The organism is Desulfosediminicola flagellatus, from assembly GCF_005116655.2.
Classification (GTDB): Bacteria; Desulfobacterota; Desulfobulbia; order Desulfobulbales; family Desulfocapsaceae; genus Desulfopila; species Desulfopila flagellata.
The window spans coordinates 18,941-34,094 of record NZ_CP050698.1; the positions used below are offsets into that span (position 1 = coordinate 18,941).

At 45.6% G+C, this 15,154-nt stretch carries 11 protein-coding genes; 5 read left to right on the forward strand and 6 right to left on the reverse strand.

What is annotated here, in order from left to right:
- Nucleotides 1-44: 44 nt before the first annotated feature.
- Nucleotides 45-935 (forward strand): 1,4-dihydroxy-2-naphthoate polyprenyltransferase, encoded by an 891-nt coding sequence (locus tag FCL46_RS00100; RefSeq protein ID WP_136808066.1) that lies wholly within the window; start codon nt 45-47, stop codon nt 933-935.
- A gap of 245 nt (nt 936-1,180) precedes the next feature.
- Here FCL46_RS00100 and FCL46_RS00105 read toward each other — a convergent pair whose 3' ends face one another.
- Complete coding sequence (locus FCL46_RS00105; protein WP_136808065.1) at nt 1,181-2,284, reverse strand: DUF368 domain-containing protein; 1,104 nt, start codon at nt 2,282-2,284, stop codon at nt 1,181-1,183.
- A gap of 311 nt (nt 2,285-2,595) precedes the next feature.
- Here FCL46_RS00105 and FCL46_RS00110 point away from each other — a divergent pair, with 311 nt between their 5' ends.
- Nucleotides 2,596-3,168: a response regulator gene (locus FCL46_RS00110; protein WP_167505902.1), complete on the forward strand. Its 573-nt coding sequence runs from the start codon at nt 2,596-2,598 to the stop codon at nt 3,166-3,168.
- Between the two features lie 162 nt (nt 3,169-3,330).
- Here the strand turns inward: FCL46_RS00110 and sqr are convergent, their stop codons facing one another.
- Nucleotides 3,331-4,554, reverse strand: coding sequence for a type III sulfide quinone reductase, selenoprotein subtype (gene sqr, locus FCL46_RS00115; protein WP_419724099.1), 1,224 nt, complete (start codon nt 4,552-4,554; stop codon nt 3,331-3,333).
- A 93-nt stretch (nt 4,555-4,647) separates the two neighbouring features.
- Entirely contained in the window at nt 4,648-5,415 is a 768-nt protein-coding gene (locus FCL46_RS00120; protein WP_136808063.1) for a helical membrane plugin domain-containing protein, read from the reverse strand.
- A 768-nt stretch (nt 5,416-6,183) separates the two neighbouring features.
- On the opposite strand from FCL46_RS00120, the gene FCL46_RS00125 reads away from it, so the two are divergent.
- A complete protein-coding gene (locus tag FCL46_RS00125; RefSeq protein WP_136808062.1) occupies nt 6,184-6,597 on the forward strand; it encodes an iron-sulfur cluster assembly scaffold protein in 414 nt (137 codons plus the stop codon).
- Between the two features lie 87 nt (nt 6,598-6,684).
- Here FCL46_RS00125 and FCL46_RS00130 read toward each other — a convergent pair whose 3' ends face one another.
- Nucleotides 6,685-8,067 carry a PFL family protein gene (locus tag FCL46_RS00130; RefSeq protein ID WP_136808061.1) on the reverse strand — a complete coding sequence of 461 codons (1,383 nt, stop codon included), beginning with the start codon at nt 8,065-8,067 and terminating at the stop codon, nt 6,685-6,687.
- Nucleotides 8,068-8,099: 32 nt separating this feature from the next.
- Nucleotides 8,100-8,657, reverse strand: coding sequence for a glycine cleavage system transcriptional repressor (locus FCL46_RS00135; protein ID WP_136808060.1), 558 nt, complete (start codon nt 8,655-8,657; stop codon nt 8,100-8,102).
- Between the two features lie 628 nt (nt 8,658-9,285).
- Here FCL46_RS00135 and FCL46_RS00140 point away from each other — a divergent pair.
- Both FCL46_RS00140 and FCL46_RS00145 read left to right on the forward strand, forming a co-directional pair.
- Nucleotides 9,286-10,461, forward strand: a complete 1,176-nt coding sequence (locus FCL46_RS00140; RefSeq protein ID WP_167505901.1) for an FIST signal transduction protein — start codon at nt 9,286-9,288, stop codon at nt 10,459-10,461.
- Nucleotides 10,458-13,475 carry a response regulator gene (locus tag FCL46_RS00145; RefSeq protein WP_136808058.1) on the forward strand — a complete coding sequence of 1,006 codons (3,018 nt, stop codon included), beginning with the start codon at nt 10,458-10,460 and terminating at the stop codon, nt 13,473-13,475. The genes FCL46_RS00140 and FCL46_RS00145 overlap by 4 nt, the downstream gene beginning before the upstream one ends.
- 8 nt (nt 13,476-13,483) lie before the next feature.
- On the opposite strand, the gene ilvA is transcribed toward FCL46_RS00145, so the two are convergent.
- Nucleotides 13,484-14,995, reverse strand: a complete 1,512-nt coding sequence (gene ilvA, locus FCL46_RS00150; RefSeq protein ID WP_136808057.1) for a threonine ammonia-lyase, biosynthetic — start codon at nt 14,993-14,995, stop codon at nt 13,484-13,486.
- Between the last annotated feature and the right edge of the window lie 159 nt (nt 14,996-15,154).

The following is a 15,154-nucleotide window of genomic DNA, read 5'->3' on the forward strand; positions in this document are numbered from 1 at the left end:
CCAGATCTTACAGGTAATATAAATACTTGCGTAAATATCATAGTATGACAAAAAACATATCTACATTCTATCTCTGGTGGCTTGCAGTTCGTCCGAAAACATTACCTGCAGCCGCTGCTCCAGTTGCTGTGGGTATAGCTGTAGCTGTATCTGACTCGCAGTTTGCTCTATTTCCTGCGCTTGCAGCGTTTGCAGGTGCACTTTTACTGCAGATAGCCGTTAATCTCGCAAATGATTATTTTGACGCTAAAAATAATATCGATTCAGATAAACGACTTGGCCCTGTTCGAGTAACTCAGAGCGGGCTCATCCCTCCCCGGCAGGTGAAAATGGCGATGATAGGTTGCCTGATACTGGCAGCGATTGTTTTCGGGTATCTGACACTGGTCGGGGGAATGGTGATACTTCTCGTTGGACTTGCCTCGATTATCGCGGCTCTTGCCTATAGTGGCGGGCCGTACCCGCTAGCTTCAAATGGCTTAGGCGAGATATTTGTTTTTATTTTCTTTGGCCTTGTTGCCGTGTGCGGGACGTATTGGGTTCAGGCCAGGGAGCTTTCTGTATTGGTTATTGTTGCCTCATTTCCTCCCGGTTTGCTTATTACCGCTATAATGGTGGTTAATAACCTGAGGGATATTGCTACAGACAAAGAAGCTGGTAAAAATACCCTTGCTGTAAGGCTTGGCCGAGAAAGAACGATATTCCTTTACCGAGGTCTGCTTGGTGCGTCCTATCTGGTTCCGGTAGTCCTTTCAGGATTTCAGCAACTGGGAATGATGGTTGTGGTATTACCATTGCTCAGTGTGATTATGGCGTGGAAACTTTTTGGCGAAATAGCTACAGAGACCGGATCAAATCTTAATGAAATTCTTGCAAAGACCGCAAAACTCTCATTTATCTTCAGTGTGTTACTAGCTATAGGAATAGTATTGTAACATCATTATCATGACTTTTCTTAAGGAGTTGCATCCGAAAATTCTGATTTTTTTCAGGATCAGGGAGCAGAAAAGATTTTTGCCGAAAACATATAGCTGATATCTATGAGTCTCGTTCTTCACTTACAGGAAGATAAAAATCTAAGCTGTAGACCGATATTGGACAGGTAAGCAGAGACTCCTGGTAAACGAAACGAAGATATCGAGAAGGTAGTTTTCGGAGTCTATGCTAAGCAGATAAGCCGTTACGGCTTTTCCTGCCTAAGGAAGAAATACATGGTCACCATCCCGGCAATTGCAATTGCAACAGAAATAGACGCTGTCCTCAAGTCTCCAGGCATGATATTCACGTTTGTATAAACGGTATAGTTGTCTATACGCTGGATAGAATTACCTTCCTTCACAAAGTAGTGAGCAATGATTTCCGGATGCTTAAACGGCCAGAGCGAATAGAGCGAGCCAAGAATAAGGCCGGTTAAAAAGCTTACCATCGGATCATGAAATTTCTTAAATGCATACTCGATAAATCTGGCAAAGCTGAGAAGGCCGAATACTATGCCAAGGGCCATTGACCCTAGAAATAGCAGGTCATCCAGAAGCAGGCTACGAATATTAGCAAGTGCTGAAATCACAGCGAAATACTGGTTCATTAAAATGAGTACCAGAGAACCGCTCACTCCGGGCAGAACCATTGCGGATATGGCAATAATGCCGCAGAAGAAAATATAGATGTATTCCCCACTCGTATATTTACCAATATAGGCAAATTTATCTGTTGTCTGGGGCTTTTCAGGTGTGTTTGTCAGGGTAGATGCGTGCTGGCTCTGATATTGTTTTTCCAGCATTTCTGATTTACTCAGCGATTTTTCATATGGGTTGACACTGTACGATATGAATATTGTTAGGAAAATTCCGGCAAGTAGTGGTATGGTGAGTAGTATGCGCCATCGTTTAATCATGCGCCAGGGGATGGCTACCGAGAGAATTATAAGGCCGAAAAAAAATGCATAGGTATAGGAAAAGTGATAGAGCAGCAGATATTTCATGAGGGATGACAGGCTGACTATACAAACAATCGCGCCAAGGCCGAGGACTGTCATAAACGGGTAATCGTTGTCTGTCAGAAATTTTCGTAATTCTTTACCCTGTTGCGTGCTGAAACCGCTTTTGATCCAGTAGAATACGCGTTGTATACCTGTCAGGATATGTGTTGAGTTGATTTCGTTTAAAAATATGATGAGACGTTCGTAAACCCCAAGTATTAAAGCGAATGTTCCTCCTGAGACGCCGGGGATGAGATTGGCGATACCGATCAGGAATCCAATTGTAAATTGTTTGAACCAGTTCATTGAGTAGACCCCGGGTAGGTGTTTTGTATGAATGTAATAGTCGGATGAGCATATGCAATCGGTAATGCGAAAATAAAAATCACGGCTGGAAATATTCAAAAGGCAAATACTATACTCTGTCGACTGAGACAGGGAAAGTGGTTTTTATTTGACTAACTATGGTTCCATGTGGCTCAAAATATATGAAAAATGGTTTTTTTCAGTATAAAGTGGACAAACCCACATCACTTCAGGATAATACCTTGTGAGTAGATAGCCCGCCAGGCGGCGGGAGGTCCCAGGGAATTAACGCCAGAGGAGGTTACACCGCAGTGAAGTTATTAATAGCTGAAGATGAATATACTACCAGAATTACAGTTCAGGTTGTCCTTGAGCAGTGGGGATACAGCGTTGACAGTGTTGAGGATGGTTCAGCAGCATGGAAAATACTTCAGAGACCGGATGGTCCTCAAATTGCCATACTTGATTGGGAAATGCCTGGAATAGACGGCGTTGAACTCTGTACTAAAGTAAAGATGCTTGAGCGTGAAACACCGATCTATGTCATTTTGCTCACAGGCAGGGACGCACAAAATGATATCCTGAAGGGTTTTGATGCAGGAGCAGATGATTATATCACAAAGCCTTTTGATGAGAATGAACTGAGAGCCCGGGTAAGGGTTGCCGAGCGGTTGGTAAACATACAGGCTGAACTGGCTAAATCTAATGAGGAGTTACGTACGGTCCTCAACCACGTGGAGATGCTTCAGTCAAATATTCCTGTCTGCACACACTGTAATTGTATTCAGAATGAAGACGGTGCATGGCGTACGATGGAGGAATATGTGCAGGCTGAGGAAGACCAGCGCTTTCAGTACACCAGCTGCCCTCATTGTAAAAAATAGTTACTGATAAACGGCGTGTTGTTACAGCTTTTGCACCGTACGGCCGGTTGACAGTGCGGCGTGATAATTTAATTATCATGTAATTAAAGATAAAAAAAAGCGGCGAAATCAATACGATTTCGCCGCTTTCTCACGTTTGGCGCTAGGCCATTTCAACGGAGTCTACTCTACACATTTTCCTCTCATATCAAGAGCTGGCGGTCCAAGCCAGGTTCCTTTGAGAAGCATGTTGAAGTATACCCATTTAAACATGAGCTTGGAGATATGGTTCATCTCGGTATCCTTCAGCAGTCCAAGAGGACCTACTGCAGGCAACGGATATAATCCGGTGTATGGCTCAGTGTTGTAGTTGAAATCGATGATGTAGGCTTTCCCGAAGCCTGATTCAATGAATCAAACCGCATGCCCGTCGGACCGGGCGTGTTGTTCACCTCCGTCAACGAACGCCATGATGTTCTCTTCAAGGATATCACCCTGGAAGTGAGCAACTGCGCCTGCTTTGGAAGTCGGGACATCTGTACCGTCACCAAGTACCCATACGTTATCGTAGCCTGCTGGCTGAAGGGTATGCTTGTCAACCGGGATGTAACCCATCGGATCAGCAACTTCTGATTCGATCATAGCTTCGTCACCGAAGTTTGGCGGAATGGACACCAGCATGTCGTAATCGACCTGTGTTCCGTCATACGCTTCGATAATTTTCTTTTCAGGATCAACAGAACCAAGAGCAAAGTTCGGGGTGATCTTGATGTTTTTCTCTTCGCATGCAGAAGTAAGAATTCGGGTCGCAACAGGCTTGGTGAACGCACCTGAGAGCGGAGTAACGAACTCAATCTCTGTTTTATCGCGCTTACCCTGCTTGGTAAGCCACCAGTCTGCAAGGAATACGAACTCAAGCGGTGCAACAGGACATTTGATCGGCATTTCGGCGATGTTTACAACAAGCTTTCCGCCTTCAAATTTCTTGAGCGCTTTACCGAGTGCGATACAGTCATCATAACGGTAGAAACCGTGGATGTCGTTGCCCCAACCTTCCTTAAGACCTTCAATCTCGTCCGGTCTGATATCACAACCGGTAGACATGATAAGGATGTCGTAGGAGAACTTACCTTCAGTACCAGTGGTAACTTCCTGTTTGTTCCAATCAACGTTTGTGATCTCGGAAACGACAAAGTCGATCCCTGGATTCATAAACTCTTTTTTGGTTCTTCTAATGTCTTTTGGCTTGTTGATGTCGAACGGTACAAAGAGGTAACCCGGCTGATAGTCGTGGATATTGTTTCTGTCGATGATGGTAACAGACCAGTCATCATCCAGGTGCTTCCTCATTTTGTTCGCCATCATGGTACCACCGCAACCGGCACCGAGAATGACTAGCTTCTTCATGATGTTGATCGCCTCCTTTAGGCAGGTTTCGAACAGGGGCTTTTACCGCCGGCCCGTTCTATAAATATTTTTGCTTTTGCTTTTAACAAAGTATTATTTTTTCTGGATGGCCTGTACGCAGGCGCCCATCGCCTGGAGAACCATGAAGGCGGCTCCAAGAGACTGCTGAACATCCTTGTCCATCAGCTGTTTGACAGCACCGATTGGAGATACCGGCTTAATATTGCTGAAATCAATTCCTTCGATAATCTTGCCGATTTCTTCGGCCTGGGTATCTGTGAGGGAGATTTTCATGGCACTGTTTGCAGCGGATCCGGCAACCTTGATGAGACCGTTTGATTTTTCAATCGCCAGCTGTATCTCATTAAGAATGGTGATGACCTTAGGGTAAAGGATCTGCGCTACTGGCATAAGGTCGTCTGTGAGTTCGATTCCAGCTTTAAGGTATCCGACACTTTCGTTCAAGGCGGGTACTGCGGTAATGACGTTTCTCAAAAGAGCAACAACATCATCAACAGTTACCTGTCCTTCAAGTTCGGAACAAAATTTGATTACTTCAGGGTATACCTGGTAAGCGATTGGTTCGATATCACGAGCCAGCTCGTTACCCGCTCTCATTTTAAAGAACATGGAGTTTATGTCATTTACGCCCACGAGCAGGTTCTCAACTAAATTATTGAGATCTTTCTCGTTGTACTTACCTTCGAAAGCGGCGAGCAGCGGAGCAGCGGCAGGCTGGGCTGGTTGTGCGGAAGAGGCCGGCGCTTGCTTCGCTTCTTTCAGAGTTTGTACTTCTGATTTCAGCGACTGTATTTCGCTTGAGAGGTTGTCTAACTTTTCCAGAATCAAAGCTTCGTTCATCGTTTCATTCCCGTTCGTGTAATTTCCCTAACTGCTCTCTACCCACGTGCCAAAGCTCGTCGGTTGATCAAATTATACTGTGTATCATCACGGGTCGGCGTTTTTTTTAAGCGAATTCTTGGTGGCGACCCTAGTTCATACATCATATTTCCAAAACAGAGTTTCTAACGCATATGCTACCACTGGGTAGGATGCGACACTGTCGTGCGCGACAAAGTAGTGCGCGACATGGTGGTACTCAATAGTGCATATGCTAGCATAAAACTATCTGTTCGTATAGTCGAAAATGCATACCTTTGAAAAAAGTCACCATCGAACGTCGAGTTAACGGTTTAAAGGTAGTACCAATGTTGCCTAACATTGACGCAGGTTTTGGCCATATGCACGAATATTGGTAGGTTGTTGATACCGTTGACTCAGGTTGTGCAGAAAATGCCAATTGTGCGTTGGTGTGCAATGCTACTGTGACTAATCAAAGACAGTAAGCATACAGATTTTTCAGACAAGGGAAGGGAGATTCAAGGAATGGTCAGAATCCGTGGTCACTTTCTCTGTTGAAGTGAAATATTGAGGTGTTATAGTCGAACATCTTTTTTATGATCAGGGACGGTCGATTGTGAAATTCGTTTTTAGATTAAAAAAAAGCATTAGTTGCAGCATAGGTACATCTGATTATTTGCAGGGGAGGATGGCATTTCTTCTGCTCAGATCTGCTTTGTTTAAATACGTTATGGTGTCTTTGTAGAGTTTTATACGGGAGGCTTGTCAATGTCGATAGATGGGTATTCTGAGCGTTTTGTCCAGATGGCATCCAGCGTGGATCGATATGGAGCGCTCGATAAACCTGATGGATATGGGAAAAAAACGGGTGACTGTGGAGATACCATAGAGTTTTTTCTGTCAGCAAGAACTGGTCAGGTGAAGATGCTGACGTTTCAGATTAGCGGATGCCTAAACACATTTGCCTGCGCCAATACGGTTTCCTATCTTGCTGAAGGGCGAGCGATTGACGATTGTTGGAAAATTACCCCGGAGAATGTTCTCGACTTTCTGGAATCACTTCCTGCCGACCATCATCATTGTGCAGAATTGGTTGTTGGCGCATTTTACCTCGCTTTAAATGATTACAACCGGAATGTACGAGAACCGTGGCGTAAGGATTATTTTGAACGCAAAGTGTAGTTTGGCGGCGTAATAACCTCATGGCCCTCCTGCGATTATTTCATCTGGAAATTACGATGTTGTAATCGCAGGAGGTTACGAAAATATCTAATTCTTGAAGCTATGGATCGGTGCAGGAATACGGCCGCCCCAAGCGATAAAACGTTTGGATTTACCGACGTTTCGTACTTCCATAATCGGGCTTGCGCCAAATAATCCACCAAAGCTTACATATTCGCCGGCTTCCTTGCCTGGAATAGGAATCAATCGTGCAGCAGTGGTTTTGTTGTTGATCATACCAAGAGCCATCTCATCGGCAATTATTGCAGAAATAGTATCGGCATCAACTGATCCGGCAATTGGTATCATATCAAGTCCTACCGAACATACGCAGGTCATTGCTTCCAGCTTTTCCAGGCAAAGTGCTCCCTCGCCAACGGCATCAGCAAGAACCGAATCTTCCATGACAGGAATAAATGCACCGCTTAAGCCACCGACATTCTTACTGGCAAAGATACCACCTTTTTTGACGGCATCATTGAGCATGGCAAGTATCGCTGTTGAACCTGGTGCGCCAACGGCATCTACACCGAGGATTTTGAATATTTCACCAACACTGTCGCCTATGGTAGGCGTTGGGGCAAGGGACAGGTCAACAACGCCAAATTCAATTCCCAGTGCTTTTGAGACCTGGCGGCCAATCAATTCGCCACATCTGGTAACTCTGAATGTTGTCTGTTTGATTTCTTCAGCAATCTCATCAAGGCGAAGTTTGCCAGATCCGTTATGGTCATCGATAAGGCGCTCTAAGGAACGTGCGATAACTCCGGGTCCGCTTACGCCAACGTTCAGAACAACTTCTGCCTCTTCCAGTCCATGAATGGCACCTGCCATAAACGGATTATCACCAGGCTGGTTGCAGAAGACAACAAACTTCGCTGCTCCAAACCCTGACTGTTCTTTAGTTTTCTCGGCAATTTCCTTGATGGTATGGCCCATCATTGCAAGGGCATCCATGTTGATGCCTTTCTGGCTTGTGCCGATATTGATCGATGCACAGACTTTCTCTGTCTGGGCAAGTGCTTCTGGCAGAGATTTAATGTATTCAAGATCAGTTTCTGTCATGCCCTTTTCAACCTGGGCCGAAAAACCTCCAAGAATATCTACACCTACCGCAGTTGCAGCGCGATCAAGGCTTTTGGCGAGTTCAACAAAACCGTGCTGGTCAAACCCGGACCCTACAAAGGCTATTGGAGTGACAGAGATACGTTTGTTAACAACAGGAATGCCGAGGTGCTTGCTGATATCATTGCATGTTTCGACAAAGTTACCTGCGTAGCGGATAATTTTTTCTTCTATATTTTTGCATGTCTGTTCAACGCCATTGCCTCTACAGTCAAGCAGGCTGATACCCATGGTGACCGTACGTACATCCAGATTTTCTTTCTGGATCATTTCAACTGTGGCGAGAATCTGATCGGATCGTAGCATGATTTAAATAACTCCTGAGCGGGAAGGGCAATTTAATGCAGGGTGACCTCGTGGGTCGCCTGAAAAATATCATTATGTTGCATCATAACTTTCAGGCCGGTTTCCGCAGAAAAGTCGGTAAGTGCGTTCTGAACTGTTGCGATGGATGAAACGCCTGAAAGGTCGAGCTGCAGTATCATCGTATACTGATCATCTCGAAGGGTTGTTGCGAGATCGCGTATATTGATATTGTGGGAGTGGCAAAATTGGCTGACACTGTAGACAAGACCGCTCTTGTTCTGGCCCTTGGCTGTCATTATGTAGGTTTCCGGAGGTAAGGGATCGTCACTTACATTGATTGGATTATCCATAACCTTTATGGATACCTCGAATTTGACAGGCGTTTTTATATGTGAAATCTCAGCAACGACATCTTCCGGGGTGACCTCGGAGCTGAAGGTTGCGATCAGTATCATGTTTAGGTAATTGCAGAGTACTGACTGATTCAGATCGGCCAAGTCACCGTCGAGTTTATAAATTGCTCCAGTAATGTCGGCAATTACGCCGGGTCTGTCTTTGGACATCACAGAGATAATCATCTGCTTTTTCATCGAAGACTGCTCCTATACAGAATGTTGCTTGAAGTAGCGATGGCAGTATGTTGACATCGCATAGTAAGGCGAGGGCCTGCTTATATGGGAAATAGACACTATTGCACTGTTTCAGGTAATGGGCAACTAAATTCTAGTTGGAGCAGGACAACAATTCCTGATGTGGATAACCTTCATGCAATTCGATCAATTCTAACGAATTATTTCCTTAATGAATACAACGAGGGTGAGTTGCTTGGCAGGGAGATTGGCCGGAGGCGACGCGTTGCTGTTTCTTGCTTGGCTGGATTTGCGTTAAAGATACATGCTTTTATTATGGGATGACGGAGTCTTACCTTATGTATGCTGTTGTGCTGGTGAGTGTTGCGCGTACCCGACAAAAAAATCATAGGCCAGCCGGCAGAAGCGCAAGGGGCAATGTGAAATGAGAAAATTTGACAGAATGCTGTCTCTCTGAGAAATCGTTTGTTTGTGGTGGGTCGTTTGACATCAGGCGGCAGTTTGTGAAACACTTATAGGTGAAGTCAGCATGTGCTTTGTAGCGTGGAGCATTAAGTTTCACGGGGCCTGCCTGTCTTCTGGAAGTGTGCAGGATAGATGGCAGATATACCATACGGTGGGTGTGTTCATGAAGTCAGCAGTCCATTATAGCCAGGAAGCAGATTCGTATCAGGCAGGAAAGCATGCCATATCCGATATCAGGGAAAAGTTGTCAGGAGTACAACCTGATTTGCTTGTTCTTTTTTCTTCCATAGCACATGATCTCCCAAAAATCATTCAAGGTATTGAATCAATTGCCCGGAATGTACCTCTCTGTGGTTGCACCGGTTCCGGGATTATTACTGGTTCCGGAAGTGATGAAGCTACACACTCTATTGCCTTAATGGGAGTTGTCTGCGAGAATATGACCATCACTCCGTTTATCTATTCAGGTCTGTCAGCTGATCCAGAAGGAATTGGAGGACGTATCGCATCAACAATTCATGATGCCGGGATAGGTGTACAGGAAAAATCTCTGCTTTTTCTTTTCGCTGACGGTTTAACAATCAATGCTGATGCCCTATATCGTGGCTTGCAGCAAAATTTACTGAACCATATTGATGTGGTCGGCGGTACAGCAGGTAACGACTTTCAGCAGGACATCACCTATCAATTTTGTAATGGGCAGGTGATGAGTGATGCTGTGTGCGGGGTCCTGGTGCATGGTGCCTTTAATTATAAGATAGGAGTTACCCATGGTTCTTCGCCGGTAGGGTTATCACGAACTATAACCAGAGCTGAGGGAAACATCATTTATGAGATCGACCATCTTTCTGCGCTTGATATTTTAAAACAGTATATCGGTGTAGAGCGGGTGCAGGATGTCGGGCAGACACTTAACCTCTTTGAGCTGGGGCAGGAGTTTCCCGGGCAGGAGTACAGTCAGGATATTCTCAACAGGGCGATAATCGGCATAGAAGAGGAGGGTGGTGGGATACGACTCGCTGTAGAAATTCCCCAAGGCGCAAGAGTCCGGATTACCAGAAGGGATTCGGCACTCGTGCTTCAGCGGACGCGCGAGATGGCTGAGATTATGTCAAAGGAATTACGGGACTACCAGAACGCGACATTTTTCTACTTTAATTGCAGCGGCAGAGGATCCTATCTCTTTGGAGATCCCGAACAGGAGGTGAATGCGCTGCGTGGAGTGTTGGCTCCTGACACTACTATGATCGGTTTTTTTACTTTTGGGGAGTTTGCTCCAATCAAGCGATGCAATTACTTTCATAATTACACCGGAGTGCTGGTAGGGGTTGAAGAATGATCAGCGGTTTCCCAAAGAGTGATGAGGTACATGTGGATACCGGTCAGCAGGGCGTGGAGAGTGAACGTGTGGCATACGAAGAGGAGATTCATCGGCTGACTGCCAACATCATCCGCCAGGAAGCTGAGCTTATTGAAACCCGGGTCGAGCTTAATAAACGTGTTCGGAGTCTGCAGTTTTTTCAAATACTTAATAAGCGTATTCTCGCTGCAAAAACGAATAAAGAGATCTACCACGTGGTTGTTCATTCTCTGGTAGAGATTGGTTTTGATAAGGCACTTATCTTCAAGAGTAATAGTGATAAGTACGGGGTGGTTGCTCATCATGGCTATACCTCAGATGCAGTGCTGACCCGAGCACCGGTGCATGATTTGTTGAAGTTCGTAGAGGATCATGGCGAGCTGCTTGTGAATGGCGCAAATCGTGATTCTGTCGATTTCGATTACGAAAAGAACCTGGAGGTGCAATATTTTATTGCAGCCTGTTTTACTCTGAGACAAAGTGTTGATGTTCCACATATACTTCTTGCCGGGAATACCAGTGAATCCACAGTACGGCGTTCCCGGTTGACGAGTGTCGATCTGCAGGTTCTGCAGACACTTACCCAGCAGATTGTTGTAGCAGTGGAAAATTCTTTTTTTTATGAGCAGCTAGAAAAATCGGAAATAAAATACAGATCGCTTTATGAACAATCTGTTGAAGGGCTCTTTCAGATAGATCTCAATGGCAAAATTATCAGTGCTAATCCGGCGATGGCAAAAATGTTGGGGTTTACGCATGTCGATTTGCTTGTTGGTGGACACAGTGATGGTAGATCACAGTCAATACTCTATGAAGATGATTTTGCACGTTTTGCAAAAATAGTCACCGAAGTTGGTGCAGCTATAGGCTACGAAGCGGAACTGTGTCACAGAGACACACGAAGCATATGGGGAGCGCTGACAGCAAGGTATGTTGAAAGTGACGGTGATGGTCCAGCATATTTTGAGGGGTCGGTGGTTGACATCACCGAGCGTAAAAGGGCACGCCAGCTAGATATAGAAAAAACAGCTGCTGAAAAGGCAAATAGGACCAAAAGCGAATTCCTGGCGAAAATGAGTCATGAAATTCGAACTCCTATGAATGGCGTGCTGGGTATGACAACGCTTCTTATGGATACTGGTCTTGATCCTGCCCAGCAGCATTATGTCGGTGCCATCAGGCAAAGTAGTGAAGCCTTGTTGGCTATAATTAATGATATTCTGGATTTTTCAAAAATTGAGGCGGGTAAAGTTAGCCTTGAGTTGACCACTTTCAGCTTACGAAAGTTGCTGGACGAAATAATTGATCTGGTTGAGACAAGGGTGAATCCGGATAAGGTGAAACTTATCTGTTATACCGATCCCGAGGTTCATGATCGTGTTTTCGGCGATCCGATTCGTTTGCGTCAGATACTCATAAATCTTGCCGTTAATGCAACTAAATTTACAACCGAGGGAGAGGTTGTCATATCTCTCAGGTGTATGGGAAGCGATTTGCGTTTTTCGGTACTGGACAGTGGACCGGGGATTCCATTTGAAAACCAGCGCCTGCTCTTTGAAAGTTTTACACAGGTTGATAACTCGTTGACCCGTGAGGTTGAGGGGACGGGGCTCGGGTTATCAATTTCGAAACAGTTGGTCGAGTTGATGGGGGGAGAAATCGGTGTAGAGTCGGAGCCTGGCAAAGGCGCGGAATTCTGGTTTACCCTCCGGATGCTCCGCAGTGAAGATGTGCAGCAGGCTGACAATGGTATAACTGACTTTGTGGGCAGGCGGGTGTTGATAGTGGATCAGGAGAGCTGGAATTTGAGGTATCTGAAATCTCAGTTTGAGGCATGGGGGGCCGATGTGGATCTGGCGACGAATGAGAGTCAGCCGGAACATTGGTGTGTCAATACTCAGGTTATTAGCCCTCGGTACCATTTGCTTGTGGTTGCTGAAAAGATGGCTCAGTTGAGCGTGGCAAACTGGTTTGAAGAGGCTATTTACGGCAGAATAATTTTACGCGACAGAGCTTCAATGGGCGGGAGTACATTGAGGCTTGAGGGAGAAAAAAACGTCTACGTACCGATGCCGTTACGCTATGGCCATCTAAAAAAAGCGTGTCGTTGCCTGCTGTCAAATCAGGACCTGCATGAATGTCTGTTTAGTGACATGAAGCCTGTTTGGGGTAGTAATGATCAGCGCAAAAAATCGCGAGTGCTCGTCGTTGAAGATCACAATATTAATAAGCAGGTTGTGATTGGAATGCTGAACCGGTTGGGGTGTGTCCATGTTGATTCAGTGGGTGACGGCCGTGAGGCACTGCAGAGCTGGTCGGAATTCGATTATGATCTGATATTTATGGATGTTTCAATGCCCGTGATGGACGGGCTGGAAGCTACACGCCGAATTCGTAGCGGTAAAGGTAAGGGGAATTGCGACGTGCCGATTATTGCGTTAACTGCTCATGCGATGGTCGGTGATAAGGAAAAATGTTTGAAGGTCGGTATGAACGATGTTGTTGTGAAGCCTGTTGATCCGCAAGCGCTGGCATCAGTGCTTGACCGGTGGCTGCCTGGCTTACTTGACGGGGAAAATGACAAGCAACTTTCAAATCAGAAAGAAGATGCTGAAGTGATAGAAAAAATACACAACCTGCAGTCTGGTCCGGTAAAGGGTGCAGTTGTGTTTGATTTTCGAAAACTCACCGACCGTCTTCTTGGAAATGAAGCCCAGGCGAGGCACATTGCTGAATACATGTATAACGAGGTGGGTAAGCAGGTGGCTGAGCTTGAAGATGCGCTTGAAGCTGGAGACATAGGCGAAGTTTCACGTTTGGCTCACCGCATGAAAGGGGCTGCCGGCAATGTGCAGGCGGAGCTGCTTTATCTGCAGATGAAAGAACTTGAGAATGCTCTTGTCAACAGTGATATGGAGACTTCCCGCATGCTGGTGCGGGAAGTACGGTCACATAGTGTTGAGTTGCGGAATGTTATACGCAGTCACCTGTGATACAGAGTTTATTTTAGAAACAGTTCGTATGCAGGGTTATCTGTTTCCTCAAAATAGGTGTATCCCAGTTCTGCAAGACGGGCATAGAGGTCTCGATTATCTTCCTGCTCACATTCAAGACCGATAAGCACCCTGCCGAAATCGCCCCCCTGTAATCTATAGTGGAATAACGAGATATTTCTATGTCCTCTGGTCGCGTCAAGAAACCGGACAAGGGCGCCAGGTGTTTCGGGGAACCAGAATCGAAACAGCTTCTCATTTTTTACAAGATTTGATCTTCCACCAACCATGTAACGGATATGTGTTTTTGCTAATTCATTGTCAGTGAGGTCACTATTGGCATAGCCGGCCTCGCTGAGATCTCGACTGAATGTTATCCGTTCATCGCTACTTGAGATTGAAATACCGACAAATATATGGGCTTTGCCACGATCTGAGAGGCGATAGTTGAATTCGGTGATATTTCTTTCACCAATGAGTTCATGGCAAAACCTCTTGAGGCTTCCGGGCTGTTCAGGAATCGTGACCGCAAAAAGAGCCTCCTGCTGTTCGCCAATCATTGTTCTCTCGGCTACATACCGTAACCGTTCAAAATTCATGTTGGCTCCGGAATTGATCGCAATAAATGTTTTTCCTGTGCAGCCTGTTTCGCGGATATATTTTAACAGACCGGTCATGCCAAGAGCGCCTGCAGGTTCAACAATAGAACGGGTCGCTTGATAAATGGCTTTAATGCCGCTGCAGAGTTCGTCAGTGTTTATCCGGAGTATTTCATCGACAAACTCATCGCATAATTCAAACGTTCGTTTGCCGACCTCCTTAACAGCAACACCATCAGCAAAAATGCCGACAGACTCAAGTGTGACAGGTTTCCCGGCCTCAAGGGATCGTGCCATGGCATCACTGTCAACAGGTTCAACCCCTATGACTTTTACTTCCGGTCTCAGTGTTTTGATATATGCGGCCATGCCGCTAATCAAACCGCCTCCGCCAACCGGGATGAAAACTGCATCTAGCCTGCCGGGATTTTGTCTGAGAATTTCGTCTGCAACAGTGCCCTGACCAGCAATAACCAGCTCATCATCAAAGGGATGGATAAAGGTCATGCCGGTTTCTTTGGCGACAATCTTTACATGGTCAGCTGCTTCAGAGTAATTATTTCCATGTAGAATGACTCTGCCCCCGAAACGTTTGACAGCTTCAACTTTAATAGCCGGTGTTGTGACAGGCATGACGATGAGTGCATCAATTTTAAGTTTGTTGGCAGCAAAGGCAACTCCTTGGGCATGGTTACCTGCCGAGGCGGTTATCACTCCCCTGGCCAGTTCCTCTTTACTGAGATTTGCAATTTTATTATAAGCGCCACGGAGTTTGAATGAGAATACAGGCTGCTGATCCTCTCGTTTTAACCGGATGGTATTATTGAGTTTTGCTGACAGAGCTATAGCGTCATCAAGCGAGGTCTCTATGGCTGCTTCATATACCCGGGAAGTGAGTATCTGGCGTAATATCTTTCGCATCGAAATACCTGGTTGTGTTTTATATAATGTTGAAACCTGAGGTTTATTCTCATCGCGAGGGTAAATGAGAGAAGCTGATTAAGTAACAGGCTTAAACGGTGGCCTGTATGTTCTGTTATGTTTGTGAATTTTCCCAAATCTCTTTGCGCTCCTTCTCTA

Bases quoted from the DNA above. Each gene is read 5' to 3' on its own strand.
- FCL46_RS00100 (WP_136808066.1), top strand. From the start codon at position 45: ATGACAAAAAACATATCTACATTCTATCTCTGGTGGCTTGCAGTTCGT.
- FCL46_RS00105 (WP_136808065.1), bottom strand. From the start codon at position 2,284: ATGAACTGGTTCAAACAATTTACAATTGGATTCCTGATCGGTATCGCC.
- FCL46_RS00120 (WP_136808063.1), bottom strand. From the start codon at position 5,415: ATGAACGAAGCTTTGATTCTGGAAAAGTTAGACAACCTCTCAAGCGAA.
- FCL46_RS00125 (WP_136808062.1), top strand. From the start codon at position 6,184: ATGTCGATAGATGGGTATTCTGAGCGTTTTGTCCAGATGGCATCCAGC.
- FCL46_RS00130 (WP_136808061.1), bottom strand. From the start codon at position 8,067: ATGCTACGATCCGATCAGATTCTCGCCACAGTTGAAATGATCCAGAAA.
- FCL46_RS00135 (WP_136808060.1), bottom strand. From the start codon at position 8,657: ATGAAAAAGCAGATGATTATCTCTGTGATGTCCAAAGACAGACCCGGC.
- FCL46_RS00140 (WP_167505901.1), top strand. From the start codon at position 9,286: ATGAAGTCAGCAGTCCATTATAGCCAGGAAGCAGATTCGTATCAGGCA.
- FCL46_RS00145 (WP_136808058.1), top strand. From the start codon at position 10,458: ATGATCAGCGGTTTCCCAAAGAGTGATGAGGTACATGTGGATACCGGT.
- ilvA (WP_136808057.1), bottom strand. From the start codon at position 14,995: ATGCGAAAGATATTACGCCAGATACTCACTTCCCGGGTATATGAAGCA.